The organism is Mycolicibacterium sp. XJ662, from assembly GCF_053484035.1.
This window is the reverse complement of record NZ_JBEFTL010000001.1, coordinates 910,883-937,055: the sequence shown is the minus strand read 5'-3', so window position 1 is coordinate 937,055 and position 26,173 is coordinate 910,883. Positions and strand designations below refer to the sequence as shown.

At 67.1% G+C, this 26,173-nt stretch carries 25 protein-coding genes and 2 tRNA genes; 14 read left to right on the top strand and 13 right to left on the bottom strand.

Annotated features, from left to right (window positions below; genetic code table 11):
• Window positions 1–15 precede the first annotated feature (15 nt).
• From yidC to rpmH, 4 genes are read right to left on the bottom strand one after another with little or no spacing between them, the layout of a single operon-like run.
• Window positions 16–1,146, bottom strand: coding sequence for a membrane protein insertase YidC (gene yidC, locus ABQE93_RS04300; protein WP_448406030.1), 1,131 nt, complete (start codon window positions 1,144–1,146; stop codon window positions 16–18).
• Entirely contained in the window at window positions 1,139–1,483 is a 345-nt protein-coding gene (gene yidD, locus ABQE93_RS04295) for a membrane protein insertion efficiency factor YidD (RefSeq protein WP_448406029.1), read from the bottom strand. The genes yidC and yidD overlap by 8 nt, the downstream gene beginning before the upstream one ends.
• Window positions 1,480–1,839 carry a ribonuclease P protein component gene (rnpA, locus tag ABQE93_RS04290; RefSeq protein WP_448406028.1) on the bottom strand — a complete coding sequence of 120 codons (360 nt, stop codon included), beginning with the start codon at window positions 1,837–1,839 and terminating at the stop codon, window positions 1,480–1,482. The genes yidD and rnpA overlap by 4 nt, the downstream gene beginning before the upstream one ends.
• Window positions 1,840–1,859: 20 nt before the next feature.
• Window positions 1,860–2,003, bottom strand: coding sequence for a 50S ribosomal protein L34 (gene rpmH, locus ABQE93_RS04285; RefSeq protein WP_082933415.1), 144 nt, complete (start codon window positions 2,001–2,003; stop codon window positions 1,860–1,862).
• 551 nt (window positions 2,004–2,554) lie between these two features.
• Between rpmH and dnaA the strand changes: the two genes are divergently transcribed.
• From dnaA to ABQE93_RS04230, 11 genes are all read left to right on the top strand, one after another.
• The gene (gene dnaA, locus ABQE93_RS04280; RefSeq protein WP_448406027.1) at window positions 2,555–4,045 is read left to right on the top strand and encodes a chromosomal replication initiator protein DnaA; all 1,491 of its coding nucleotides are present in this window, start codon (window positions 2,555–2,557) and stop codon (window positions 4,043–4,045) included.
• A 552-nt stretch (window positions 4,046–4,597) separates the two neighbouring features.
• A complete protein-coding gene (gene dnaN / locus ABQE93_RS04275) occupies window positions 4,598–5,791 on the top strand; it encodes a DNA polymerase III subunit beta (RefSeq protein WP_448406026.1) in 1,194 nt (397 codons plus the stop codon).
• A 28-nt stretch (window positions 5,792–5,819) separates the two neighbouring features.
• The gene (gene gnd, locus ABQE93_RS04270; RefSeq protein WP_448406025.1) at window positions 5,820–6,713 is read left to right on the top strand and encodes a phosphogluconate dehydrogenase (NAD(+)-dependent, decarboxylating); all 894 of its coding nucleotides are present in this window, start codon (window positions 5,820–5,822) and stop codon (window positions 6,711–6,713) included.
• 28 nt (window positions 6,714–6,741) lie between these two features.
• Window positions 6,742–7,914 (top strand): DNA replication/repair protein RecF, encoded by a 1,173-nt coding sequence (gene recF, locus ABQE93_RS04265; protein WP_448406024.1) that lies wholly within the window; start codon window positions 6,742–6,744, stop codon window positions 7,912–7,914.
• A complete protein-coding gene (locus ABQE93_RS04260; protein ID WP_448406023.1) occupies window positions 7,907–8,467 on the top strand; it encodes a DUF721 family protein in 561 nt (186 codons plus the stop codon). The genes recF and ABQE93_RS04260 overlap by 8 nt, the downstream gene beginning before the upstream one ends.
• Window positions 8,468–8,689: 222 nt before the next feature.
• Window positions 8,690–10,726, top strand: coding sequence for a DNA topoisomerase (ATP-hydrolyzing) subunit B (gene gyrB, locus ABQE93_RS04255; protein ID WP_448406022.1), 2,037 nt, complete (start codon window positions 8,690–8,692; stop codon window positions 10,724–10,726).
• A gap of 34 nt (window positions 10,727–10,760) precedes the next feature.
• On the top strand, window positions 10,761–13,268 hold the full coding sequence (gene gyrA, locus ABQE93_RS04250; protein ID WP_448406021.1) for a DNA gyrase subunit A: 2,508 nt from the start codon (window positions 10,761–10,763) through the stop codon (window positions 13,266–13,268).
• 27 nt (window positions 13,269–13,295) lie between these two features.
• Window positions 13,296–14,207 (top strand): DUF3566 domain-containing protein, encoded by a 912-nt coding sequence (locus tag ABQE93_RS04245; protein WP_448406020.1) that lies wholly within the window; start codon window positions 13,296–13,298, stop codon window positions 14,205–14,207.
• Between the two features lie 55 nt (window positions 14,208–14,262).
• Window positions 14,263–14,336: transfer RNA gene (locus tag ABQE93_RS04240), tRNA-Ile, on the top strand.
• 16 nt (window positions 14,337–14,352) lie between these two features.
• Window positions 14,353–14,484 (top strand): hypothetical protein, encoded by a 132-nt coding sequence (locus tag ABQE93_RS04235; RefSeq protein WP_448406019.1) that lies wholly within the window; start codon window positions 14,353–14,355, stop codon window positions 14,482–14,484.
• Window positions 14,475–14,547, top strand: a tRNA-Ala gene (locus ABQE93_RS04230). Before ABQE93_RS04235 ends, ABQE93_RS04230 begins: the two co-directional genes overlap by 10 nt.
• Before the next feature lie 19 nt (window positions 14,548–14,566).
• Here ABQE93_RS04230 and cwsA read toward each other — a convergent pair.
• Window positions 14,567–14,998: a cell wall synthesis protein CwsA gene (cwsA, locus tag ABQE93_RS04225; RefSeq protein ID WP_448406018.1), complete on the bottom strand. Its 432-nt coding sequence runs from the start codon at window positions 14,996–14,998 to the stop codon at window positions 14,567–14,569.
• Between the two features lie 106 nt (window positions 14,999–15,104).
• Between cwsA and ABQE93_RS04220 the strand changes: the two genes are divergently transcribed.
• Window positions 15,105–15,632 (top strand): peptidylprolyl isomerase, encoded by a 528-nt coding sequence (locus ABQE93_RS04220; RefSeq protein ID WP_448406016.1) that lies wholly within the window; start codon window positions 15,105–15,107, stop codon window positions 15,630–15,632.
• 49 nt (window positions 15,633–15,681) lie between these two features.
• Here the strand turns inward: ABQE93_RS04220 and ABQE93_RS04215 are convergent, their stop codons facing one another.
• Window positions 15,682–16,104, bottom strand: a complete 423-nt coding sequence (locus ABQE93_RS04215; RefSeq protein WP_448406015.1) for a PH domain-containing protein — start codon at window positions 16,102–16,104, stop codon at window positions 15,682–15,684.
• A gap of 154 nt (window positions 16,105–16,258) precedes the next feature.
• Window positions 16,259–16,522, bottom strand: coding sequence for a cell division protein CrgA (crgA, locus tag ABQE93_RS04210; protein ID WP_448391512.1), 264 nt, complete (start codon window positions 16,520–16,522; stop codon window positions 16,259–16,261).
• Between the two features lie 84 nt (window positions 16,523–16,606).
• Between crgA and ABQE93_RS04205 the strand changes: the two genes are divergently transcribed.
• Together ABQE93_RS04205 and ABQE93_RS04200 are read left to right on the top strand one after the other, a co-directional pair.
• Window positions 16,607–17,374 carry a DUF881 domain-containing protein gene (locus ABQE93_RS04205; protein WP_448406013.1) on the top strand — a complete coding sequence of 256 codons (768 nt, stop codon included), beginning with the start codon at window positions 16,607–16,609 and terminating at the stop codon, window positions 17,372–17,374.
• Between the two features lie 23 nt (window positions 17,375–17,397).
• The gene (locus ABQE93_RS04200) at window positions 17,398–18,072 is read left to right on the top strand and encodes an aminodeoxychorismate/anthranilate synthase component II (protein WP_448406012.1); all 675 of its coding nucleotides are present in this window, start codon (window positions 17,398–17,400) and stop codon (window positions 18,070–18,072) included.
• On the opposite strand, the gene pknB is transcribed toward ABQE93_RS04200, so the two are convergent.
• Genes pknB through ABQE93_RS04170 form a run of 6 tightly spaced genes read right to left on the bottom strand, consistent with a single transcriptional unit; the run spans window position 18,050 to window position 26,123 of the window.
• Complete coding sequence (gene pknB / locus ABQE93_RS04195) at window positions 18,050–19,924, bottom strand: Stk1 family PASTA domain-containing Ser/Thr kinase (RefSeq protein ID WP_448406011.1); 1,875 nt, start codon at window positions 19,922–19,924, stop codon at window positions 18,050–18,052. The genes ABQE93_RS04200 and pknB overlap by 23 nt on opposite strands.
• The gene (locus ABQE93_RS04190) at window positions 19,921–21,237 is read right to left on the bottom strand and encodes a protein kinase domain-containing protein (RefSeq protein WP_448406010.1); all 1,317 of its coding nucleotides are present in this window, start codon (window positions 21,235–21,237) and stop codon (window positions 19,921–19,923) included. The genes pknB and ABQE93_RS04190 overlap by 4 nt, the downstream gene beginning before the upstream one ends.
• Window positions 21,234–22,709 (bottom strand): D,D-transpeptidase PbpA, encoded by a 1,476-nt coding sequence (gene pbpA / locus ABQE93_RS04185; protein ID WP_448406008.1) that lies wholly within the window; start codon window positions 22,707–22,709, stop codon window positions 21,234–21,236. The genes ABQE93_RS04190 and pbpA overlap by 4 nt, the downstream gene beginning before the upstream one ends.
• Window positions 22,706–24,118 carry a peptidoglycan glycosyltransferase RodA gene (locus ABQE93_RS04180; protein WP_448406007.1) on the bottom strand — a complete coding sequence of 471 codons (1,413 nt, stop codon included), beginning with the start codon at window positions 24,116–24,118 and terminating at the stop codon, window positions 22,706–22,708. The genes pbpA and ABQE93_RS04180 overlap by 4 nt, the downstream gene beginning before the upstream one ends.
• Window positions 24,115–25,659 carry a PP2C family protein-serine/threonine phosphatase gene (locus tag ABQE93_RS04175; protein WP_448406006.1) on the bottom strand — a complete coding sequence of 515 codons (1,545 nt, stop codon included), beginning with the start codon at window positions 25,657–25,659 and terminating at the stop codon, window positions 24,115–24,117. Before ABQE93_RS04175 ends, ABQE93_RS04180 begins: the two co-directional genes overlap by 4 nt.
• Entirely contained in the window at window positions 25,656–26,123 is a 468-nt protein-coding gene (locus tag ABQE93_RS04170; protein WP_448391504.1) for an FHA domain-containing protein FhaB/FipA, read from the bottom strand. The genes ABQE93_RS04175 and ABQE93_RS04170 overlap by 4 nt, the downstream gene beginning before the upstream one ends.
• Window positions 26,124–26,173: the final 50 nt, after the last annotated feature.

The following is a 26,173-nucleotide window of genomic DNA, read 5'->3' as shown; positions in this document are numbered from 1 at the left end:
ACCGGCGAGAACCGGTCAACGTTTCTTCTTCTTGGGTCGCGCGCCCGGCCGCGGCGTGGCTCCCGGACGCGGCGCGCGGTTGTTCGTGGCCGATGGGGACTTACGCGGACCGGCGGCTGGCTTCGTCTTCGGCGCGCTCTCGCCGTCCGTGGTGGTGTCCTCACCGTCTTCGTCGGCGGCGCTGTCGGCGTTGGCCGTCGTCGTCGCCTGCGCGGTCGCGGCCTGACCCTTGCGGGCCCGTTTCGGCTTGGCGCCCGGCGGCGGCGCGTTCTGTGCGCGCCGCTCCAACGCCTCCTGCTTCTTGGCTTCTTCTTCCTTTTCGATCTTGCCGAACACGTAGTGCTGCTGACCGAAGGTCCAGATGTTGTTGGCGAGCCAGTACATGATGATGGCCAGCGGGAGGAATGGCCCGCCGACCACCACGCCGAGCGGGAACACGTACAGCGCCAACTTGTTCATCAGCGCGGTCTGCGGGTTGGCCGCGGCCTCTGGGCTCTGCCGCGCCACCGACGCCCGGCTGTTGAAGTAGGTGGCGACGCCGGCCAGGATCATGATCGGCACACCGACCGCGATCACTGCCCCGCGGTTGAAGACGGTGAACGCGTCCAGACCCGTGGTCTGGATCATCCACGCCCCGATCGGCGCGCCGAACAGATGGGCGTCCAGGAAGTGCCCGACGTCGGTGGCGCTGAAGACGTAGTTGGGCAGCGTGCGGTTCACGGCGGGATCGAGGTGCTGTGCGCCGATGCCGTAGCCGCCCGTGCGGTTGAAGGACCGCAGCACGTGAAACAGCCCGATGAACACCGGGATCTGCGCCAGCATCGGCAGGCAGCCGAGGATCGGGTTGAAGCCGTGTTCCTTCTGCAGCTTCTGCATCTCCAGCGCCATGCGCTGACGGTCTTTGCCGTACTTCTTCTGCAGCGCCTTGATCTGGGGCTGCAACTCCTGCATCTGGCGGGTGGTGCGGATCTGTTTGACGAACGGCTTGTAGAGAATCGCGCGCAAGGTGAACACGAGGAACATCACCGACAGCGCCCAGGCGAAGAAGTTCGACGGGCCTAGCAGAAAACCGAACAGCTTGTACCAGACCCACATGATCGCCGACACCGGGTAGTAGATGATGTCGAGGCTGAACCAGTTAAACACGCGTCTCGCTTCCTGATCGCAATGCCGGGGTTTGCCCGCTGCGGGTGGAACTCTCCCGATCGGTGCGGTACTCGCTTGCGTGCGCACAGCTTTGGTGCGCCTCGCCCCCGCGCTCCGGTATCGGGTCCCATCCTCCCTTATGCCATGGTCCGCATTTCAGCAGCCGTACGGTTGCCAACCAGCCACCCTTGATGAGCCCGTACTCGCTCAGCGCATCCACCGCGTACTGACTGCAGGTCGGCATGAAGCGACACGTCGGCAACCGCAGCGGCGAAACCATGTTGCGGTACAGCTGGATCACGAAGATGACCCCGCGCGCGACCACACCCGCCTTCATCGACGCGCCTCGCTTTTGGATCTGCTCCGGCGCAACGCCGAACGCAGTTCTTGTTCCAACCGCGCCGAGATCGCGTGCCGTGAGCTCGGCATCGCGCGGATCACCACCCGGTCGGCCGGGTCCAGTTCGTCGATCACCGCGCGGGCCACGTGCCGTAGCCGGCGCGCCACCCGATGTCGTTGCACTGCGGTACCAACCGATTTCGAAACCACCAGCCCGATCTTCGGGCCGTCCTGCGCCCCATTGTCCGCACGCAGCGCGTGCACCACCAGATCGGGCTGTGCCGTGCGGACACCGCGGCTGACCGTCGTGCCGAAATCGGTCGACCGCGTCATCCGGTACCGCGCCGGAAGCACCGCGCTAGTCCCGCGTCGCGTTACGCAGACAGCGCGCGGCGGCCCTTGCGCCGCCGGTTGGACACGATCGCCCGGCCGGCCCGAGTCCGCATCCGCAGCCGGAACCCATGCACGCGTGCGCGGCGCCGGTTGTTCGGCTGAAAAGTCCGCTTGCCCTTGGCCACGGCTCTATCTCCTTGTTGCGTCTTGCACCCGCAGCCCACACCGAGCGAACATCGCTGTCGTGGACCCGGTTGCCGTTGGTAAGCTCGTCCGTCCCGCTTAACCGGCGCGGTCACCAGGCGGACCTGGCTCGCAGCCGTGTCGCCACGTGCGGGCGACTGTTCGAGGGTACTGACGAGTTTTGCCTGGGTCAAACCTCGTTCGGGGCCCCCGCAAATCGTCACAGCCGTCACAGCCGTCGCGCCTTTCGACACGGCAAAAATCCGCCCCCGTCAATGTCGCAGAACGGTTGGCACCCGGCCCGAAACCTGTTAGCTTCTGCCAAGGCCGATTCGATAACGAAACGGCGACAGACAACGAAATGAGGATGGCCGAACAGCCGCGAGCCCACGGCCCGCACGACTGCGACGAGCCCGGCCACTGCCCTCCTCACCGGTAGAGCACCGAGCGGCGGCGATTGTCCGTTATCCACAACCTGTGGATAAGTTTGTGGACAGTTCGTCATCGTTCGATTTGGTCGTCTCAAACACGACCTAAAGGGGGTTACCAGTCATTGACAGCCGACCCCGATCCGCCGTTCGTGTCGGTGTGGAACACCGTCGTCGCTGAACTCAACGGCACTTCTCGGCCCGCCGACGCGCCCAACGGGGAATCGACCCTGCCCGTTCTCACCCCGCAGCAAAGGGCATGGCTGAAGCTCGTCAAGCCGCTCGTCATCACCGAGGGATTTGCCCTCCTGTCGGTACCGACGCCGTTTGTGCAGAACGAGATCGAACGCCACCTGCGTGAACCGATCATCAGCGCGCTCAGCCGCCAACTCGGCCAGCGCGTCGAACTCGGTGTTCGCATTGCCGCGTCGTCCGAGGATGAGGGCGACGACGGCTCCAGCGCGCCCGCCCCCCTCGAACCCGATGAAGTCGACGAGGTCTCCGAAGCCCTGGCCAGCGCCGAGGAAAGTTGGCCGACCTACTTCGCCAACCGACAGCTCAACGCCTCCGACGATGAAGACACCGCGGTCAACCTGAACCGCCGCTACACCTTCGAGACCTTTGTCATCGGGGCGTCCAACAGGTTCGCCCACGCCGCGACCCTCGCGATCGCCGAGGCGCCGGCCCGCGCCTATAACCCCTTGTTCATCTGGGGGGAATCCGGTCTGGGTAAGACGCACCTGCTCCACGCGGCCGGCAACTACGCGCAGCGCCTGTTCCCCGGGATGCGGGTGAAATACGTCTCCACCGAAGAGTTCACGAACGACTTCATCAACTCGCTGCGCGATGACCGCAAAGCCTCGTTCAAACGCAGCTACCGCGATATCGACGTGCTGCTGGTCGACGACATCCAGTTCATCGAAGGTAAAGAAGGTATCCAGGAGGAGTTCTTCCACACCTTCAATACCCTGCACAACGCCAACAAGCAGATCGTCATCTCCTCGGACCGCCCGCCCAAACAGCTGGCCACCCTCGAAGACCGGTTGCGGACCCGGTTCGAGTGGGGTCTGATCACCGACGTTCAACCGCCCGAACTGGAGACCCGCATCGCGATCCTGCGCAAGAAGGCGCAGATGGACCGCCTCGACGTCCCCGACGACGTGCTCGAGCTCATCGCCAGCAGCATCGAGCGCAATATCCGCGAACTCGAGGGCGCGTTGATCCGGGTGACCGCGTTCGCCTCACTGAACAAGACGACCATCGACCGTTCGCTGGCCGAGATCGTGTTGCGTGACCTGATCGCCGATGCCACCACCATGCAGATCAGCACGGCCGCGATCATGGCGGCCACCGCCGAGTACTTCGAGACCACGGTCGAAGAGCTCCGTGGACCCGGCAAGACCCGCGCGCTGGCCCAGTCCCGGCAGATCGCGATGTATCTGTGTCGCGAGCTGACCGATCTCTCACTGCCCAAGATCGGGCAGGCGTTCGGGCGCGATCACACCACAGTCATGTACGCGGAGAAGAAGATTCGCGCCGAGATGGCCGAACGCCGCGAGGTGTTCGATCACGTCAAGGAGCTGACCACCCGGATCCGTCAGCGCTCCAAGCGCTGACGTCCACCTCACCTCAACCACCGCATCGGCGGTGGCTTTCGCGCGTCCGTAGCACGAAGAATCCGAAAAATCTTTGGCACCGCCAGCACCACTGGTCACAGACCGACCCTGTGCACACCATGTGCACAACCTGGGCACCGGCGCTGGAAGCGGCCGGCGGGTCGTCCACAGGCGGGCGGGACTCCCCAGCGATTGTCATTCGGTCAACGCATCATCCACAGCTCATTCACAGCCGCGAAATCACGCTGGGCTGCGCAGACCGGTGTTCATCCCCAATGTGCACAGGCCCTAATACTGTTGCTTGTATATCTATCGGAACTCTTCTTTGAAGTAGGCACCTGGGGACATAACCCGCAGATCCGAATTCGAAACCCCTTCCCGACCTGCATGTCAGCCCCATCGTTTAGCTTTCAAGTTGAGGCGGAAAGCTCTACGGTGGTTCAGCGGCAGCCGTTACGGTCGTTCCGACGCAATCGGTTCGAATGCGGGTGAGACACCGGGGAACCGCTGCGTAGTGCTTGTTGTGTCATTGATCGAAGGGACCCAATGGACGTGGCGACGACAACGGTCGGTCTCACCGATTTGAAGTTCCGGCTGGTGCGCGAAGATTTCGCCGACGCGGTCGCCTGGGTGGCCCGAAACCTCCCCACCCGACCGACGGTTCCGGTGCTGGCCGGGGTGCTGCTCACCGGCACCGACGAGGGGCTGACCATCTCCGGCTTCGACTACGAAGTGTCGGCAGAAGTGCAAGTCCCGGCCGAAATCGCCTCCCCGGGAAGCGTTTTGGTGTCCGGACGGCTGCTGTCCGACATCACCAGGGCGTTGCCCGCCAAGCCGATCGACGTCAGCGTCGAAGGCACCAGGGTGTCATTGACCTGCGGTAGCGCCAGGTTCTCGTTGCCGACGATGGCCGTGGAGGACTACCCCACCCTGCCCACCCTGCCCGAGGAGACCGGGGTGGTGTCATCGGACTTGTTCGCCGAGGCGATCGGTCAGGTGGCCGTCGCCGCCGGCCGTGATGACACGCTGCCGATGCTCACCGGCATCCGGGTGGAAATCGCCGGGGAGAAGGTCGTTTTGGCGGCCACTGACCGGTTCCGGCTCGCGGTTCGCGAACTGACCTGGTCCACCTCGTCGGCCGATCTGGAAGCCGCGGTGCTGGTCCCGGCCAAGACGCTGGCCGAAGCGGCGAAGGCGGCCACCGACGGTGGTGAAGTCCACCTGTCGCTGGGTGCGGGCGCCGAGGTCGGTCAAGAGGGTCTGCTCGGTATCCGCAGCCAAGGCAAACGCAGCACCACCCGACTGCTCGACGCCGAGTTCCCGAAGTTTCGCCAGCTGCTGCCCACCGAGCACACCTCGGTGGCCACCGTCGGCGTCGCCGAACTCACCGAAGCCATCAAACGCGTCGCACTGGTGGCTGACCGGGGCGCGCAGGTGCGGATGGAGTTCGCCGAGGACGTGCTGCGGTTGTCCGCCGGCGCCGACGACGTCGGACGTGCCGAAGAGGACCTGCCGGTGACGTTCGCTGGCGATCCGCTGACCATCGCGTTCAACCCGACGTATCTGACCGACGGGCTGGGCTCACTGCATTCGGAGCGGGTGACGTTCGGGTTCACCACGCCCAGCCGACCCGCGGTACTGCGTCCGGCCGGCGACGACGGGGCCGAGGCCGGCGCGTCCGGTCCGTTCCCCGCCGCGCAGACTGACTACGTCTACCTGTTGATGCCGGTGCGGCTTCCCGGCTGACCGGCCCGATCCCGGGAGAGGGGCGCATATGCAACTGGGTCTGGTCGGCTTGGGCAAGATGGGCTTCAACATGCGGCAGCGCCTGCGCGAGGACGGCCATGAGGTCGTCGGCTACGACCCGAGACCCGAGGTCAGCGACGTGCCCTCGCTGGCGGCGCTCGCCGACGCCCTGGACACCCCGCGGGTGGTGTGGGTGATGGTGCCGTCGGGGCCGATCACCCGGGAGACGATCACCAGCCTCGCCGACGTACTCAGCGCCGGCGACCTGGTCATCGACGGCGGCAACTCCCGTTACACCGAAGACGCGCCACACGCAAAGTTATTGGGCGACAAAGGAATAGCATTTATTGACGCAGGGGTGTCGGGCGGGATCTGGGGCCTTGAAGAAGGCTACGGGCTGATGGTGGGCGGCGCGGACGCCGACGTCGAACGCGCCATGCCGATCTTCGACACCCTGCGCCCGCCCGGACCGCGCGAAGACGGGTTCGTCCACGCCGGGCCGGTCGGTGCGGGGCATTTCGCCAAGATGGTGCACAACGGGGTGGAGTACGCGCTGATGACCGCGTACGCCGAAGGCTACGAAATGCTGTCTGCGGAAGAGTTGATCGAGAGCCCGCAGGCGGTGTATCAGGCGTGGAGCAACGGCACCGTGGTGCGATCGTGGCTGCAGCAGTTGCTGGCGAAGGCGTTGAAAGAGGATCCGGGATTCGCCAAGATCAGCGGCTACACCGAGGATTCCGGGGAAGGCCGGTGGACCGTGGAGGAGGCGATCCGGCTGCGGGTTCCGGTGCCGAGCATCGCCGCGTCGCTGTTCGCCCGCTTCCTGTCACGTCAAGACGAGTCGCCGACCATGAAGGCCGTCGCGGCGTTGCGCAACCAGTTCGGTGGCCATGCGGTCAAGCGGATCAGCGAGTCGGGCTAGGTGCCTGCGTACGCGAGGAGCGATTAGGGTGCACGTCCGTCGTCTCGGATTGACCGACTTCCGGTCATGGCCGCGGGTCGACCTGGAGTTGGCGCCCGGGCGCACTGTGTTTGTCGGTCCGAACGGCTTCGGCAAGACCAATATCATTGAAGCGCTGTGGTATTCGGCGACGCTGGGCTCGCATCGGGTCGCCACCGATGCGCCGTTGATCAGAACGGGCGCTCAGCGCGCGGTGGTGTCGACCATCGTGGTAAACGAGGGCCGTGAGCTGGCGGTCGACCTGGAGATCACCGCGGGCCGGGCCAACAAGGCCCGGCTGAACCGGTCACCGGTGCGCGCGGCCCGCGAGATCCTGGGGGTGTTGCGTGCGGTGTTGTTCGCACCGGAGGACCTGGCGTTGGTGCGCGGTGATCCCGGCGAGCGTCGTCGCTACCTCGACGAGTTGGCCACCACCCGGCGCCCCCAGGTCAGCGCGGTGCGCGCGGACTACGACAAGGTGCTTCGGCAACGAACCGCGCTGTTGAAGACCGCCGCGGCCGCGCGCTATCGCGGTGACCGCGGGGTCCTCGACACCCTCGATGTCTGGGACGGACACCTGGCCGAGAAAGGTGCGCGGCTGATCGCGGCCCGCGTCGACCTCGTCAACCAACTGGCTCCCGAAGTGGAAAAGGCTTACCAGCTGTTGGCGCCGGCGTCGCGCCCGGCGTCGATCCGCTACCGCAGCGGCGTGGAAGTCGTCGAGGAAGAAAGCGCCGCGGGCACCGGCAATGTGGAGGTGTTCGAGGCGGCGCTGCTGGACGCGCTGGCGCGCCGCCGTGACGCCGAACTCGAGCGCGGTGTCTGTCTGGTCGGGCCGCACCGCGATGACCTGGAGCTGCGGCTGGGCGATCATGTCGCGAAAGGCTTTGCCAGCCACGGGGAGTCGTGGTCGATGGCGTTGGCGCTGCGGTTGGCGGCCTACGAGTTGTTGCGTGCCGAAGGCGGGGATCCTGTGCTGTTGCTCGACGACGTGTTCGCCGAGCTCGACACCGCACGACGGCAAGCGCTGGCCAATGTCGCAGCCGACGCCGAGCAGGTGCTGGTCACCGCGGCCGTCGCCGACGACATCCCCGCCGACTGGGATGCCCGCCGGATCGAGGTGACGATGCGCGACGGCGACGACGGCCGGGTCTCGGAGGTGGCTGGAGTGGACCATGACTGACGACAGCGACAACGGCGACGTGCGTCCACCCGAGCGGCTGGCGAACCTGGCGGGGATGGATCTGGTGCGGCGCACGTTGGAAGAAGCACGTGGCGCGGCGCGCAGCCAAGGTAAGGACATCGGCCGGGGCCGGCGGCCGCAACCACGCCGGGTGGCGGGAAACAGCCGTCGTCGCTGGTCAGGCCCGGGACCGGACGCGCGTGATCCACAACCGCTCGGGTCGGCGGCGCGTGACGTCGCCAAAACCCGCGGCTGGTCCGGCCGCGTCGCGCAGGGCGCGGTGTTCGGACGTTGGCCCGGCGTCGTCGGCGAGCAGATCGCGGCGCACGCGACGCCGACCGCACTGCACGACGGGGTGCTGACGGTGTCGGCGGAGTCCACCGCGTGGGCCACCCAGCTGCGGATGGTCCAAGCCCAACTGCTGGCCAAGATCGCCGCGGAGGTCGGCGACGGGGTGGTGACCTCGCTGAAGATCGTCGGACCGGTGGCGCCGTCATGGCGCAAAGGCCCGTACCACATCGCTGGCCGGGGACCCCGGGATACGTACGGCTGACCGCCGTCGCGGCTGGTTCCTGAAATGCACTAGAACGCTTCGATCGGTGTTCTGAAGCGTCATGAGGCACCTCCAGGCGAAAAATTCCACAGGCGACGCAATTAGGTGTGTAGAAACGCCCCCTCAGAGTCGGTCCTGACGGTCGTTCCCGGTAGACTGTTTACAGAATCAGTGGGCGGTGCTCGGCCGCCCGCATTTGAACCCCAAGGAGACCCGTCCAACGTGGCTGCCCAGAAGAAGAGTGCTCCCAAGGAGTACGGCGCCGATGCGATCACCATTCTCGAAGGGCTCGAGGCGGTCCGCAAACGTCCGGGTATGTACATCGGCTCGACCGGAGAACGCGGCCTCCACCACCTTATCTGGGAGGTCGTGGACAACTCGATCGACGAGGCGATGGCGGGCTACGCCACCAGAGTCGACGTCAAGATCCTGGCCGACGGCAGCGTCGAGGTCACCGACGACGGCCGCGGCATCCCCGTGGCCATGCACAAACAGGCCGGCGTCCCCACCGTCGACGTCGTGATGACCCAGTTGCACGCCGGCGGCAAGTTCGGCGGCGAGAACAGCGGCTATACGGTCAGCGGCGGTCTGCACGGCGTCGGCGTCTCGGTGGTCAACGCACTGTCCGCGCGGTTGGAGGTGACGATCTTCCGCGACGGCTACGAGTGGTTCCAGTACTACGACCGGTCCGTGCCCGGTGAGCTCAAGCAGGGCGGGAAGACCGACAAGACGGGGACGACGGTGCGGTTCTGGGCCGATCCGGACATCTTCGAAACCACCGAGTACGACTTCGAGACCGTCGCGCGCCGCCTGCAGGAGCAGGCGTTTCTCAACAAGGGGTTGACGATCTCGCTGGTCGATGAGCGGGTGCGGGCAGAAGAGGTCACCGACGAGGTGGTCAGCGACGTCGCCGAAGCACCCAAATCCGCCGAGGAGAAGGCGGCCGAGGCGGTCGAGCCGTTCAAGGTCAAACAACGGACGTTTCACTATCCCGGCGGGTTGGTCGACTTCGTCAAGCACATCAACCGGACCAAATCGGCGATCCACCAGAGCATCATCGACTTCGGCGGCAAGGGTGAGGGCCACGAGGTCGAGATCGCCATGCAGTGGAACGGCGGCTACTCCGAGTCGGTGCACACCTTCGCCAACACCATCAACACCCACGAGGGCGGCACCCACGAAGAGGGTTTCCGGGCCGCGCTCACCACCGTGGTCAACAGGTACGCCAAAGACAAGAAGCTGCTCAAGGACAAGGATCCCAACCTCACCGGCGACGACATCCGCGAAGGCCTGGCGGCCGTCATCTCGGTCAAGGTGGCCGAACCCCAGTTCGAGGGCCAGACCAAGACCAAACTCGGCAACACCGAGGTGAAGTCGTTTGTGCAGAAGATCTGTAACGAGCAACTGAGCCACTGGTTCGAGGCCAACCCTTCCGAGGCCAAAACCGTTGTCAACAAGGCGGTCTCGTCTGCGCAAGCGCGGATCGCGGCGCGTAAGGCACGTGAATTGGTGCGCCGCAAGAGCGCCACCGACCTCGGCGGGCTGCCGGGCAAGCTGGCCGACTGCCGGTCCACCGATCCGAGCAAGTCCGAACTCTATGTGGTAGAGGGTGATTCGGCTGGCGGCTCGGCCAAGAGCGGCCGCGACTCGATGTTCCAGGCGATCCTGCCGTTGCGCGGCAAGATCATCAACGTCGAGAAGGCGCGTATCGACCGCGTGCTGAAGAACACCGAAGTACAGGCGATCATCACCGCGCTGGGCACCGGTATCCACGACGAGTTCGACATCTCCAAGTTGCGCTACCACAAGATCGTGTTGATGGCCGACGCCGACGTCGACGGTCAGCACATCGCCACGCTGCTGTTGACGCTGCTGTTCCGGTTCATGAAGCCGCTCATCGAAAACGGCCATGTGTATCTGGCGCAGCCGCCGCTGTACAAGCTGAAGTGGCAGCGCAGCGAGCCGGAGTTCGCCTACTCCGACCGTGAACGCGACGCCCTGCTGGAGGCGGGCCGCCAGGCGGGTAAGAAGATCAACGCCGACGACGGCATCCAGCGGTACAAGGGTCTTGGCGAGATGGACGCCAAGGAACTGTGGGAGACCACGATGGATCCCTCCACGCGAATCCTGCGCCAGGTCACCCTGGACGACGCGGCAGCTGCCGACGAGCTGTTCTCGGTGCTGATGGGCGAGGACGTGGAAGCGCGCCGAAGTTTCATCACCCGCAACGCGAAAGACGTTCGTTTCCTTGACGTTTAGTGCTACATAGCCGACCAATACTAGGACCTAATTCATGACTGACACCACGTTGCCTCCCGGCGGCGAAGCAGGCGACCGCATCGAACCGGTCGACATCCAGCAGGAGATGCAACGCAGCTACATCGATTACGCGATGAGCGTGATCGTGGGCCGCGCGCTGCCCGAGGTGCGGGACGGGCTCAAGCCGGTGCACCGCCGGGTGCTCTACGCGATGTACGACTCGGGTTTTCGCCCGGACCGCAGCCACGCGAAATCCGCGCGCTCCGTTGCCGAGACGATGGGTAACTATCACCCCCATGGTGACGCGTCGATCTATGACACCCTGGTCCGGCTGGCCCAGCCGTGGTCGCTGCGCTATCCCCTCGTCGACGGGCAGGGCAACTTCGGTTCGCCCGGCAACGACCCGCCGGCCGCCATGAGGTACACGGAAGCGCGGCTCACTCCCCTGGCGATGGAGATGCTGCGCGAAATCGACGAGGAGACTGTCGATTTCGTCCCGAACTACGACGGCCGGGTGCAGGAACCGACGGTGCTGCCGAGCCGGTTCCCCAACCTGTTGGCCAATGGGTCGGGCGGCATCGCAGTCGGCATGGCCACCAACATTCCGCCGCACAACCTGCGCGAGCTCGCCGACGCGGTGTACTGGTGCCTGGACAACTTCGACGCAGACGAGGAAGCCACGCTCGAGGCCGTCTGCGAACGCGTCAAGGGCCCGGACTTCCCCACTTCCGGTTTGATCGTTGGCTCCCAAGGCATTACGGATGCCTACACCACCGGCCGCGGGTCGATCCGGATGCGCGGCGTCGTCGAGATCGAAGAGGACAGCCGCGGCCGCACCGGCATCGTCATCACCGAGTTGCCGTACCAGGTCAACCACGACAACTTCATCACCTCGATCGCCGAGCAGGTCCGCGACGGCAAGCTCGCCGGCATCGCCAACATCGAGGACCAGTCCAGCGACCGGGTGGGTCTGCGCATCGTTGTCGAAATCAAGCGCGACGCCGTGGCCAAGGTGGTGCTGAACAACCTCTACAAACACACCCAGCTGCAGACCAGCTTCGGCGCCAACATGCTGTCGATCGTCGACGGGGTGCCGCGCACGCTGCGCCTGGATCAGATGATCCGGTACTACGTCGACCACCAACTCGACGTCATCGTGCGGCGCACCACCTACCGGCTGCGCAAGGCCAACGAACGGGCCCACATCCTGCGTGGCCTGGTCAAGGCGCTCGACGCCCTCGACGAGGTGATCGCGTTGATCCGCGCCTCGGAGACCGTCGACGTCGCGCGCCAAGGCCTGATCGAGCTCCTGGATATCGACGACATCCAGGCCCAGGCCATCTTGGACATGCAGCTGCGGCGGCTGGCCGCCCTGGAGCGTCAGCGCATCGTCGACGATCTGGCCAAGATCGAAGCCGAGATCGCCGACCTGGAAGACATCCTCGCCAAGCCCGAGCGGCAACGGGCCATCGTGCGCGATGAGCTCAAGGAACTCGTCGACAAGTACGGCGACGACCGCCGCAGCCGCATCGTGCCTGCCGACGGCGAGGTCAGCGACGAAGACCTGATCGCCCGCGAGGACGTCGTCGTCACGATCACCGAGACCGGCTACGCCAAACGCACCAAGACCGACCTGTACCGCAGCCAGAAGCGCGGCGGCAAGGGGGTGCAGGGTGCCGGCCTCAAACAGGACGACATCGTCAACCACTTCTTCGTCTGCTCCACGCACGACTGGATCCTGTTCTTCACCACGCAGGGCCGGGTGTACCGCGCGAAGGCCTACGACCTGCCGGAGACGTCGCGCACCGCGCGCGGCCAGCACGTGGCCAACCTGCTGGCCTTCCAGCCCGAGGAACGCATCGCCCAGGTCATCCAGATCAAGACCTACGAAGATGCGCCCTACCTGGTGCTGGCCACCCGCAACGGGCTGGTGAAGAAGTCGAGGCTCACCGAGTTCGACTCCAACCGGTCGGGCGGCATCGTGGCGATCAACCTGCGCGACGGTGACGAGTTGGTGGGCGCCGTGCTGTGCTCGGCCGACGACGACCTGCTGCTGGTTTCGGCCAATGGCCAGTCGATCCGGTTCTCCGCCACCGACGAGGCGCTGCGGCCGATGGGCCGCGCCACCTCCGGCGTGCAGGGCATGCGGTTCAACACCGACGACCAACTGCTGTCGCTCAACGTGGTACGCCCGGATACGTATTTGCTGGTCGCGACGTCAGGCGGGTACGCCAAGCGCACGGCGATCGAGGAGTACCCGGTGCAGGGCCGCGGTGGCAAAGGGGTGCTGACGATCCAGTACGACAAACGTCGTGGCACCCTTGTTGGTGCGTTGATCGTCGATGACGACACAGAGCTGTACGCCATCACCTCGGGTGGAGGCGTCATCCGGACGGCGGCTCGCCAGGTTCGCAAGGCCGGGCGGCAAACCAAGGGCGTCCGGTTGATGAACCTGGGCGAGGGCGACACACTGGTTGCCATCGCGCGCAACGCCGAGGAAGGTGACAGCACCGATGAGGTCAACACCGACCCCGGAGCTTGAGCGCCCGTCATCAGTGAGGAGCCGTAGGTGAGTTCACCGAACGAGCCGGGACACCCGCGCGCGGTCGATGGTCCCGGCGGCGCCAACGGTTCGGCCGGCGGCCCCGGCCACGACGGCGGAGCGCTGGGCGCGGCAGCGTCGCGGCCAGGCGTTTCCGACCGCGGTGACGCCCCGCCATGGCAGCGAGGCCAGGGTGCGGCGCGCGGCGCGAATGCGTCGCAACGGCCGCCGGAGGGCCCGCCGCGCCGGCGTCCGGTGGCTGGGCGGGGTCCCAACACCCGCGGCGACGCACCCGAAGGTGGCGGCGACGACGGCCCACGTCCGGCCGGACACGTCGCCGGCGGCGACGGCCGGCAGGGTCCCGAGGCCCGGCAAAGCGGCCCGGAGACCCGGCAACCAGGGCAGGAGAACAGGCAGCCGCCCCCGGAGGCCTACAGCAGCGAGTTGCCCGACCTGTCCGGTCCGGCGCCGCGTCCGACGCCACGCAAACCACCCGCGGAGCGGTCCGCGGCAGAACCGGCCCACCGGCCGGCGGGTCCCACCAGCCGCATCCAGGTCGGCGCCCGCCACCACGGTCCGGTCCGGGCCAGCATGCAGATCCGGCGTATCGACCCGTGGAGCACGCTGAAAGTCTCGCTGGTGCTGTCGGTCGCGCTGTTCTTCGTGTGGATGATCGCCGTCGCGTTCCTGTACCTGGCGCTCGGGGGCATGGGCGTGTGGAGCAAGCTCAACAGCAACGTCGGCGACCTGCTCACCAGCGCCAGCGGAACCTCCGGCGGCGAGTTGGTGTCCAGCGGAACGATCTTCGGCGGCGCGACGTTGATCGGTTTGGTCAACATCGTGTTGCTGACCGCGATGGCCACGGTGGGTGCGTTCGTCTACAACTTGACGACCGATTTGGTCGGCGGTGTCGAGGTCACCCTCGCCGATCGGGATTGAGTTTGGGTAGCGGCTTAGGGTTGCGGTAATCTCGTCGCTCGGCCAGACGGCATACGGGGCTATAGCTCAGGCGGTTAGAGCGCTTCGCTGATAACGAAGAGGTCGGAGGTTCGAGTCCTCCTAGCCCCACGGAAAGGTTCACACCATGAGGCTGGCGCTGTTGGCCGCCACAGGGATCGTCGCGGCGGTGGCCGTCACGTTGTGGCGGTCGCGGCACGGCGTCGAGGTGTGGCACGTCGCCGCCGACGTACCGGCCGAACCGCTCACGGGGCCTTAGCTCAGTTGGTAGAGCGCTACCTTTGCAAGGTAGATGTCAGGAGTTCGATTCTCCTAGGCTCCACGCAAATGTCCTGCGCCGACTACGGTTTCGGCGTCACTTCCACGCTGGGCGGCAGCGGCGAGGGCTCGGGCTGACTCGACCGGCGAACGATCGAAAAGGCCACCGCTCCCCCGGCCAGCACCACCACGCCCACCGCGGCCAACAGCAGCGGTCGACGTCGGCGCCGCGCCCGGGCCTTGTTCAACGCCTCCGGCAGCCCCGCAACCACTTCCTGGGCCGCGGCCAACTCGGCGCTGATCGTCTCCTGAGCGGCGGCCAGGTCCTTGCTCAACTGCTCCTTGAGCCGGCCCTGACGGTAGCGCTCCCCGACCCACTGCGCCGACGACTGCGCACCGCTGACGCCCAGCCCCACCGCTCCGCGGGTGACGTCGACCGGGCCGACCGCCGAATACTTCAGGCCGCGGTTGAGCCGCTGGCGGGGAGTCAACTGGTCGTCTGTCTTCGCGCGCATCCTCGGCCCTCTCGTCGCCCTTCGGAAGTGCATACCAGCCTGCCATCCCCGGCTATCCAGCGGTGCCCGGTTGGCCGCCGGAGCGCGCGTGGCAGACTGATTTCTCGTGACGAGCCCCATTCAGACAGCCACCGCGACCCTGCACACCAACCGCGGTGACATCAAGATCGCACTCTTCGGTAACCACGCCCCCAAGACCGTCGCCAACTTCGTCGGCCTAGCGCAGGGCACCAGGGATTACAGCGGCGAGAACGCATCGGGCGGCACGTCCGGGCCCTTCTACGACGGCGTGGTCTTTCACCGCGTCATCGCCGGCTTCATGATCCAGGGCGGCGACCCCACCGGCACCGGCCGCGGCGGGCCGGGCTACAAGTTCGAGGACGAGTTCCACCCCGAGCTGCAGTTCGACAAGCCCTACCTGCTGGCCATGGCCAACGCCGGTCCGGGCACCAACGGATCGCAGTTTTTCATCACGGTCGGCAAGACCCCGCACCTCAACCGCAAGCACACCATCTTCGGTGAGGTCGTCGACCCCGAGTCGCAGAAGGTGGTCGACGCGATCGCCACGACCGCCACCGACCGCAACGATCGGCCCACCGACCCGGTCGTCATCGACTCGATCACCGTCAGCTAGGCGGCTTCGGTGCGCCTAGCCGCGCGAGGCGCTGCGTAGCGCACCGAAATCACCCACGGCCGCCCGCGTAACCGGCCTCGGTCAGCGCGTCGAGCACGTCCAGCGGGTCGGTGCCCAGGTCCCATCGGGTGAACACGAGCAGCCGATCGTCGACGGTGTCGATCTCGAGCAACCGCTGCTTGCGGGCGAGCCGGCGGAACTCGGTGATCCGGATGCGGCGGATGTCACCGCGCTGCAGGTGCCGGGTGCCGGTCCAGCCGCGAAACACCAGACCGTCGCCGGCGATTGCCAGCTTGGGCCGGGCACGCCACGACATCGTTGCGAACACCAACAAACCGACGGCGGCTACGCCTCCGAGAAGCCGCCCCGGCGGGTCTGTGACCACGGTCACAACGCTGATAGCCAAGATAAGCCCGGCTACGCCGCACGCTGCGATTCCAAGCGGCGGTGGACTCCATTCAGTTTGCTGCACGGGTAATCAACACCCTCTCACCGCCGGGAATGAGGTTATCCACAAGTGCTATCCCCAATGGGGATGAATCACATCAGTGTGATCCGATGACAGCGAAGTTGCTAGCGGGCGAACCCCAAATGACCAAAATGAATTCATTTGAGGGCGACGTGCCTCAGCGCCACCGCATCGTGAGCAAAAGCCCGGTGATCATGAAGGCGAACGCGATCGCATAGTTCCACGGCCCAAGGTCGGCCATGAACGGGATAGCGGATGCGGCGAGCTGGAAGACAAGCAGCCACACGAGGCCGATCAGCATCAAGCTGATGAACAACACCACGAACCAGGTGCTCGACGGGCCGGCCTTGACCTTGACCGGGGTCCGGCTCACCGGGTTGATGGTGAAGTCGTTCTTCTTTCGAACCTTGGACTTGGGCATGGGTACCTTCGCGAGAAATCGGGGTCACACGGTGCGACGATGTAGCTAGCCTATCGCAGCGACGATCCCAGGGAGGACCAGCCGATGGAGCCCACCGCTCCCCCGCCAACGCGCAAGCGCAGCGCGTGGCGCTTCGGCGTCCCCGTGATCTGCCTGCTGGCCGGGATACTCCTCGCGGCCACCCACGGCGTATCCGGCGGCGACGAGATCCGGCGCAGCGACGCCCCACGGCTGGTCGACCTCGTCCGGGAAACCCAGCAGTCGGTAGACCGCCTCAGCGCCGAACGGGACGCTTTGGCCGACGCGCTCGACAGCCACCACGGCGGCAGCCCGGGCACCGACGCGGCCCTGGCCGCCATCACCGCCAGAGCCGAGCGCCTCGGCGTCGGCGCCGGGCTGGAACCGATGCGCGGTCCGGGCCTGGTCGTTACCCTCAACGACGCCCAGCGCGACGCCGAGGGCCGCTTCCCGCGCGACGCCTCCCCCGACGACCTCGTCGTGCACCAGCAGGACATCGACGCCGTGCTCAACGCGCTGTGGAGCGCGGGCGCCGAGGGCATCCAGATGCAAGACCAGCGCATCATCGGCACGTCGGCGCCGCGGTGTGTGGGAAACACGTTGCTGCTCAACGGACGTACCTACAGCCCGCCGTACGTGATCACCGCGATCGGCGACGCCGGCGCGATGCAAGCCGCCCTGGCCGCGTCGCCGTTGGTCAAGCTGTACCGGCAGTACGTCGTGCGCTTCGGGTTGGGCTACTCCGAGGAGCCCCGGAGTTCGGTCGAGGTGGTCGGCCACAAGCAACCGGTGCGGATGCAGTACGCCAAACCGTTGGGACCCGTCGGTTACTGAACCGCAGTAGGTAGCCTTGCCTGATGCAGGTGTTGGTCGTCGACAACTACGACAGCTTCGTGTTCAACCTGGTCCAGTACCTGGGCCAGCTCGGTGTGGACGTGCAAGTCTGGCGCAACGACGACGAGCGCCTGGGCACCGACGCCGACGTCGCGCGCGCCGCCGAGGCCTTCGACGGCGTGCTGCTGAGTCCCGGGCCCGGTACCCCACAGCGGGCCGGCGCCTCGATTCCGTTGGTGACGGCCTGCGCGACGGCCAAAACCCCGCTGCTCGGTGTGTGCCTGGGTCACCAGGCCATCGGGGTGGCGTTCGGCGCGACCGTCGACCGCGCACCCGAACTGCTGCACGGTAAGACCAGCGTCGTGCACCACACCAATACCGGTGTGTTGCAAGGACTTTCGAACCCGTTCACCGCAACGCGGTATCACTCGCTGACGATCCTGCCGGAGACCATGCCCGCAGAACTCGAGGTGATCGCGCGCACCGACGGGGGCGTCGTGATGGGGGTCCGCCACGTCGCGCTGCCGATCCACGGGGTGCAGTTCCATCCCGAGTCGATCCTCACCGAGGGCGGTCACCGGATGCTCGCCAACTGGCTGGGCCACTGCGGCGCGGCACGGGCCGAAGGACTGGTGCGCCGGCTCGAGGCCGAGGTCGCCGACGCGGTGGCCGCGGCTACGACGCGAAGCTCAGCGTGATCGTCGCGCCGAAGTTGACCCCGGTGCCCGGCGCGGGGCTCTGACGCACCACCGCATTGGTCCGCTGGCCGCTGTTGGGGACGTCGGCGCCCTTGTCGAGCACGCCGGTCCAGCCCAGCGCGCGCAGCCGTGGTTCGGCGTCGGTCCAGAACTGGCCCGACAGGTCCGGCATGACGAACTGATTGCCCCGCGACACCTGCAACTGGATCACCGAGTCCACCGGCACCGTCTGGCCGGCCGCGGGCACGGTGCCCACCAGCTGACCCCGCGGCTCGGTGCTGTCGACCTCGACGGGCACCGTGTTGGTGAAGCCCGCCGCGTTGAGGATCTGGTTGGCGCTCTCGGTCGTGCGGCCAACCACGTCCGGGACGGACCTGCTCTCCGGGCCCGAACCGAGCACGATCGTGATCTCGTTGGTGATCGCCGACGTCTGGTTGGCCGGCGGGTTGGTACCCAGCACCTTGTCCTTCAGCTCCGGCGTGGACGGCGATGTCGAGGATTTGAACCTCTCGAAGCCCGCATCGGTGAGCTGTTCCACCGCGTCGTCGTAGGACAGGTTCCTGACGTCGGGGATCTCCCGTTGTTCGGGTCCGGTGGAGACGTTGATCGTGATCTCCTCACCGGCAGCCACGGAGCTGTTGGCGTCCGGTTCGGTGCTGATCACGTGGTCGGGCGGCACGGTGGAGTCCGGCTGCTGCTGCGTGCGGGTCTTGAAGCCGCGGTTTTGCAGTTCGGCGATCGCGTCCGCGCTGGCCTGCCCGCTCACGTCGGGGACCTGCACTGCGCGGGTCTCTCCGCCGAACATGTTGATCGCCACCGTCACGACGACGGTGAGCACCGCCAGCACGGCGACGGCGACCAGCCAGCGTCCCACCGATCCGCGTCGTTCACGCTCCTCGTACTCCGGTAACGGACGCGCCACGTCATCGATGGGCTCGGTGCGGTCGTGTCCCGGGGACGCCGCCAACAACGAGGTGCGTTCGGCGTCGGTCAGCACCTTCGGGGCGTCGGGCTGTTCGCCGCTGTGCACCCGCACCAGATCCGCCCGCATCTCCGCGGCGGTCTGGTACCGGTTGTCGGGGTTCTTGGCCAGCGCCTTGAGCACCACCGCGTCCAGTTCCGGCGGCACGTTGGGGTTGCGTTCCGACGGCGGAACCGGGTCCTCCCGCACATGCTGATAAGCCACCGCCACCGGCGAGTCGCCAACGAAAGGTGGCTCCCCCGTGAGGATTTCGTAAAGCACACAACCCAACGAGTAGACGTCGGAGCGCGCGTCGACCGAGTTGCCGCTGGCCTGCTCGGGGGACAGGTACTGGGCGGTGCCGATCACCGCGGCGGTCTGGGTGACGCTGCTCGCGTCGGCCAGCGCGCGGGCGATACCGAAGTCCATCACCTTCACCGCGCCGGTCTTGCTGATCATGATGTTGGCGGGTTTGACGTCGCGGTGGATGATGCCGTGCTGGTGGCTGAAGTTCAGCGCCTGGCAGGCGTCGGCGATCACCTCGATGGCGCGTTTGGGCTCCATCGGGCCGTCGTTGTGCACGATGTCGCGCAGCGTCACGCCGTCGACGTACTCCATCACGATGTAGGGCAGCGGCCCGGTCGGCGTTTCGGCCTCGCCGGTGTCGTAGACGGCGACGATCGCCGGGTGGTTCAGCGCGGCGGCGTTCTGCGCCTCCCGACGGAACCGCAGATAGAAGCTGGGGTCACGAGCCAGGTCGGCGCGCAGCACCTTGATCGCGACGTCCCGGTGCAGGCGCGTGTCACGCGCGAGATGGACTTCGGACATACCGCCGAAGCCGAGGATGTCGCCGAGTTCATATCGGTCGGACAGGTGCTGAGGGGTCGTCATTGCGGTGTCTGTTCTGAAACGGTCTGTCGCTGGGTCTGCGGCGCCCACGCCTCGGCTGCCGATGCGAGCACATCGTGTCGGGTTACCCGCATTTCCTCGTTGACATGACCGTCGCCTTCCGGCGCAGGTGCCATCGCGGTCGGGGAGAACGGCGTCGTCTCGGTGATCGTGGTGGTGACCGTCGGCGGCGGCTGGTTCTCTCGGTCGCGGCGGTCTTGGGCGTTGAGCACGATCAAGATGGCGATGACGATCGCCAGCGCGCCCAGCACCCCGGCCGCCCACAGCAGCGCGCGCTGCCCGGAGGAGAAGGTGCTTCGCGGCGGGGGAGTGCGGTGGCTGCCGGTGACCGGGCGGGGACGCGCAGCGGTGGCCGGCGCGCGGCCGGTGACATCCGCCGCGGCGCGGGCCTGGGCGGCCGAGGGCACCGCCGCGGGTGCGGCCCGGCCCAGCGACGGCGCCTGGTTGGGTCGCGGCGGGCGCCGGCCCGAGCGCACGGCGGCGACGGCGTCGGCGAACGCGCCGCCGGAGCGGTACCGCATGCCGGGGTTCTTGACCAGGGTGATCTCGATCAGCTCACGCACGTTGGGTGGCAGATCGGCGGGCAGCGGCGGCGGGGTTTCCTTGATGTGCTTCATCGCCACGGTCAGCGCGCCGTCGCCGGTGAACGGCCGCTTCCCCGAGACCGATTCGTAGCCGACGACACCCAACGAGTAGACGTCGCTGGCCGCTGTCGCGTCGTGGCCGAGCGCCTGTTCGGGCGCGATGTACTGCGCGGTGCCCATCACCATGCCGGTCTGGGTGACCGGGGCGGCGTCGACGGCCTTGGCGATGCCGAAGTCGGTGAGCTTCACCTGCCCGGTCGGGGTGATCAGGATGTTGCCCGGTTTGACGTCGCGGTGCACCAGCCCGGCGCTGTGGGCGACCTGCAGCGCGCGGCCGGTCTGCTCGAGCATGTCGAGGGCGTGGCGCAGCGACAGCCGCCCGGTGCGCTTGAGCACGGAGTTCAACGGTTCCCCGTTGACCAGCTCCATCACCAGATACGCGGTGCGGCCTTCGCCGTCCATCTCGGTCTCGCCGTAGTCGTACACGCCGGCGATGCCGGGGTGGTTGAGCATCGCGACGGTGCGCGCCTCGGCGCGGAAACGTTCGACGAACTCGGCGTCGGTGGAGTATTCGGCCTTGAGCACCTTGATCGCCACGCGTCGGCCCAGCCGGGAGTCGACGCCTTCCCAGACCTGGCCCATGCCGCCGGTGGCGATGAGCCGCTGCAGCCGGTAGCGACCCGACAGCGTCACCCCGACGCGGGCACTCATGAGCCACCTCGCAGCGCCGCCGCGATGGCAGCGCGCCCGATCGGGGCGGCCAGCGCGCCGCCGGTGGCCGACAGCCGGTTGCCACCGTTCTCGACAAGCACCGCGACCGCCACCTTGGGATCCTGGGCAGGGGCGAAGGCGATGTACCAGGCATGCGGCGGGGTGTTGCGCGGATCGGTTCCGTGCTCCGCTGTGCCGGTCTTTGATGCGATCTGCACGCCGGCGATGGCTCCCTTCTGCTGCGTCACCTGCTCGGCGGCGACCATCAGATCCGTTAGTGTATCGGCGACCTGCTGCGACACCGCCCGCCGCTCTTCGGTGGGAGCCGTGGTGGCGATGTTGGACAGGTCGGGTCCCTTCAGGCTATCGACCAGATACGGCCGCATCGGCACGCCGTTGTTGGCGATCGTGGCGGCGACCACCGCGTTCTGCAGCGGCGTGAGGGCGACGTCTTTCTGCCCGATGCTCGACATGCCCAGCGCGGCGTCGTCGACGATCGGGCCGACCGTGGATTCGACGACCTGGAGCGGGATCAGCGGGGGAGGCGCGCCGATGCCGAAGCCCAGCGCGGTCGATCGCAGCGCGTCGGCGCCGGTGTCGATGCCCAGTTCGACGAACGAGGTGTTGCAGGACCGTGCGAACGCTTCCCGCAGGGTGACGGTCTGGCCCGACCCGCATGCCGAGCCGCCGTAGTTCTCCAGGGTGGCGGTGCTGTTGGGTAGCTGAATCTTGGCTTGGCCGGTGACCTGGGTGTCCTCGGAGGCGCCGTGTGCGAGCGCCGCGGCGGTGGTGACGACCTTGAACGTCGAACCGGGTGGGTACGTCTCCGAGATCGCGCGGTTCAGCATCGGGGAGTCGGGGTCGTCGCGCAGCCGCTGCCAGGCGGCCGCCTGCTTGTCCATGTCGTGGGTGGCCAGCAGGTTGGGGTCGTAGGACGGCGACGACACCATCGCGAGGATCTTCCCGGTCGACGGTTCGATCGCGACGACCGAACCCTTGCACGGGCCGTCGCAGCCGTCTTCCATCGCGTTCCACGCGGCTTGTTGCACCTGCGGGTTGATGGTGGTGTCGACGTTGCCGCCGCGCGGATCGCGGCCGGTGAAGAAGTCGGCCAGCCGGCGGGCGAACAGCCGCTGGTCCGAGCCGTTGAGCACGGAGTCCGCGGCGCGTTCCAGGCCGGTGCTGGAGTAGCGCAGCGAGTAGAAGCCGGTGACCGGGGCGTACACCAACGGCTCGGGGTACACCCGCAGGAACCGGAACCGGCCGTTGGTCGACACCGAGTAGGCGAGCAGTTGGCCGCTGGCCGAGATCTGGCCCCGCTGCCGGGAGTACTCGTCGAGCAGCACCCGCTGGTTGCGCGGATCCGAGCGCAGACCCTCGGCCGTGAAGACCTGGGTGACGGTGGCGTTGGCCAGCAGCAACACCACCAGCGCCATGACGGCGACGGAGATGCGGCGCAGCGAGGTGTTCATACCTTCTCGATCACCTCGGTGCCTGCCGCGGCGATCGGGGTCGCGCTGTGCGGGCTGTTGACGAGCGGGCGGCGCGCGGAGTGGCTGATGCGGACCAGGATCGCCAGCAGAATGTAGTTGGCGACCAGCGACGAACCGCCGTAGGACATCCACGGTGTCGTCAGGCCGGTCAGCGGAATCAGCTTGGTGACCCCGCCGACCACGATGAACAACTGGATCGCCAGCGTGGAGGCCAGCCCGGCGGCCAGCAGCTTGCCGAAGCTGTCACGCACGGCGATCGCGGTGCGCAGCCCGCGGATGATGACGATCGTGTAGAGCATCAGCACGGCCGCCAGACCCACCAGCCCGAGTTCTTCGCCGACGGCGGCGATGATGAAGTCGGTCGACGCGGCGGGCACGGTGCCGGGTTGCCCGTTGCCCAGGCCCGTGCCGAAGATGCCGCCGGTGGCGAAGCTGAACATCGACTGCACCATCTGGTAGCCGGCGCCCTCGGGGTCGGAGAACGGGTCGAGCCAGTTCTGCACGCGCAACTGTACGTGGTCGAAAAGGTAGTAGGCCGCAACGCTTCCCGCGGCGAACAGGGCCAACCCGATGACCATCCAGCTGAGCCGGTCCGTGGCGATGTAGACCAGCACCAGAAACGATGCGTACAGCAAAAGTGAAGTGCCTAGGTCTTTTTCGAAGATCATCACGCCGACCGAGGCGATCCACGCGGCCAGCAGCGGGGCCAGATCCCGCGGCCGGGGCAGGTCCATTCCCAGGAAGTGCTTGCCGGCGCTGGTGAACACGCTGCGCTTGTTGACCAGCACCGCGGCGAAGAAAACCAGCAGCAGAATCTTGGAGAACTCGGCGGGCTGAATTGAGAAGCCCGGCAACTTAATCCAGATCTTCGCGCCGTTCTGCTCGGAGATCGAGCGGGGCAGCACCGCGGGGATGGCCAGCAGGATCAGCCCGGTGACGCCGCAGAGGTAGCCGTAGCGGGCCAGCAGGCGGTGGTCGCGCAGGAACACGACGACGAACGAGAAGCCGAGCACCCCGACCAGCGTCCACAGCATCTGCTGGTTGGCCGTGCCGCCCAGCCCGCTTCGGACGGTCTCACCTTCGCTGAGGTCGAGTCGGTGAATCATCACCAGCCCCAGGCCATTCAACAACGCCACGACGGGTAGCAGCAGCGGGTCGGCGTACGGGGCGAACCGTCGCACCGCCAGATGAGCACCGGTGAACAACGCGAGATAGGCGACGGAGTACTGCACCAACTCCCACCGCAGGCTCTGTTCCTGGTTGGCTTCGACCAGCAGCAGCGCGATCGTCGTGATGACCGCGGCGAACCCGAGGAGGAACAGTTCGGCGTTGCGCCGGTTAGGCAGCGGCGGCACTACGGAGACGGCGGACTGCGGTTGTGTGGTCATGCCACTTCCCGGCAGGTAACGCCCGGTTCCAGCGGCGGGGGTGGCAGCGCGGTGACGGTCGGAGGCGCCGGCGAGGGAGGCGGCGGCGGGTCGGTCGCGGGCGGCGCGGGTGACGGCTTCGGCGACTCGGGCGCTGGCGACGGCGACGGCGACGGCGGGGGTGGGGGCGCCGAGCGCGGGGTCTCGGGAGCCGGCGGGCGCGGAACATTGGGCAGCCCCGGCGAATTCGTCGCCCCAGGGGAGTGCGGGACGGTGGTGGTCGGTCGCGGCGGGGCAGGCGGCGGGCAGACGGGCAGCAGCGAGTCGCGGGCCAGTTGGCTGATCTGGTTGATGGCCTCGTCTTCAGACCCGGTCGGCAGACCCGACATGACCTGTTGTTGTTCAGAGGGCTTCAGGTCCGAGACGCGGAACAGGTCGCAGTCCCGCGGGTCCTGGCCGGGGCTGATGAGGGTCAGTTGGTTGAACGGGGTCAGACAACCCTGTCGGTACGGTTCATGCAGCGAGTAGCCGAGAAACGAGGTCGGCACCCCGCGCATGATCGATACGACGCCGTCGTGGTCGCTGACGTAGAAGTTGCTGCGCACGATTTCGCGAGCGATGGCCAGACCGGCCACCACCACCAGCACCACCAGCGTCGCGGCGATGAAGATCCGGCGCCGTGACCGTGGCGGGCGCGTCGGTTCCTCTTCTTGGGGCAGAACGCGTTTGGCTTCGTTGCGGCGCGGGTTGAACGCCGACGCGCGGCCCGCCGAGGTGTTGGGCGGGGCGACCTGGTCGTCGTGGCCGGACACCGCGCCGGCCAGGATCGGCTGGGTCTGGCCGTAGTCGTAGTCGACGACGTCGGCGACCACAACGGTGACGTTGTCCGGGCCGCCGCCGCGCAGCGCCAATTCGATGAGCCGGTCGGCGCTTTCGCCGACGTCGGCGATCTGCAGCGCTTCCAGGATGGTGTCATGGCTGACGGGGTCGGACAGCCCGTCGGAGCACAGCAGGTAGCGGTCGCCGGCGCGGGCTTCACGCACGATCAGCGTCGGCTCGACCTCGTGGCCGGTCAGCGCGCGCATGATCAGCGACCGCTGCGGATGGCTGTGCGCCTCCTCGGCGGTGATGCGACCCTCGTCGACCAGCGTCTGAACGAAGGTGTCGTCCTTGGTGATCTGGGTGAGTTCCCCGTCACGCAGCAGGTAGCCGCGCGAGTCGCCGATGTGAACCAGACCAAGACGGTTGCCCGCGAACAAGATTGCGGTCAACGTGGTGCCCATGCCCTCGAGTTCGGGGTCGGCCTCGACGTGAGCGGCGATCGCCGCGTTGCCTTCCCGGACCGCGTCGTCGAGCTGGGAGAGCAGGTCGCCGCCGGGCTCGTCGTCGTCGAGATGGGCCAGCGCGGCGATGACCAGTTGGGAGGCCACCTCGCCGGCCGCGTGCCCACCCATGCCGTCGGCCAGCGCGAGCAGACGCGCGCCGGCGTAGACCGAGTCTTCGTTGTTCGCCCGGACCAGGCCGCGGTCGCTGCGCGCGGCGTATCGAAGCACCAGTGTCACGGGCGCAGCTCGATTACCGTCTTGCCGATCCGAACCGGTGTGCCCATCGGAACCCGTACCGCCGTCGTCACCTTCGCCCTGTCAAGGTATGTGCCGTTGGTCGATCCTAGGTCTTCGACGTACCAGTCCGAACCTCGAGGCGACAGCCGGGCATGCCGGGTCGAGGCGTAGTCGTCGGTCAACACCAGGGTGGAGTCGTCGGCCCGGCCGATGAGCACCGGTTGGCTGCCCAGGGTGATCCGGGTTCCGGCCAGCGCGCCCTCGGTGACGATCAGGTGACGGGCCACATTGCGACGGCCCCGGCTGGGCAGCAGCGATCTGCGCAGCGGCAAGCCGCGACGCACCATGACCGTGCCCGGGGGCGCGTAGATGTCGGTGCGCAGAATCCGCAGCACCGACCAGATGAACAGCCACAGCAGCAGCAGAAAGCCGACGCGCGTCAGCTGCAGCACTAACCCCTGCATCTGACGTCCTCTCCGTCCGTCCCCATCCCGTTCTGGCCGTCCCGGCGCAA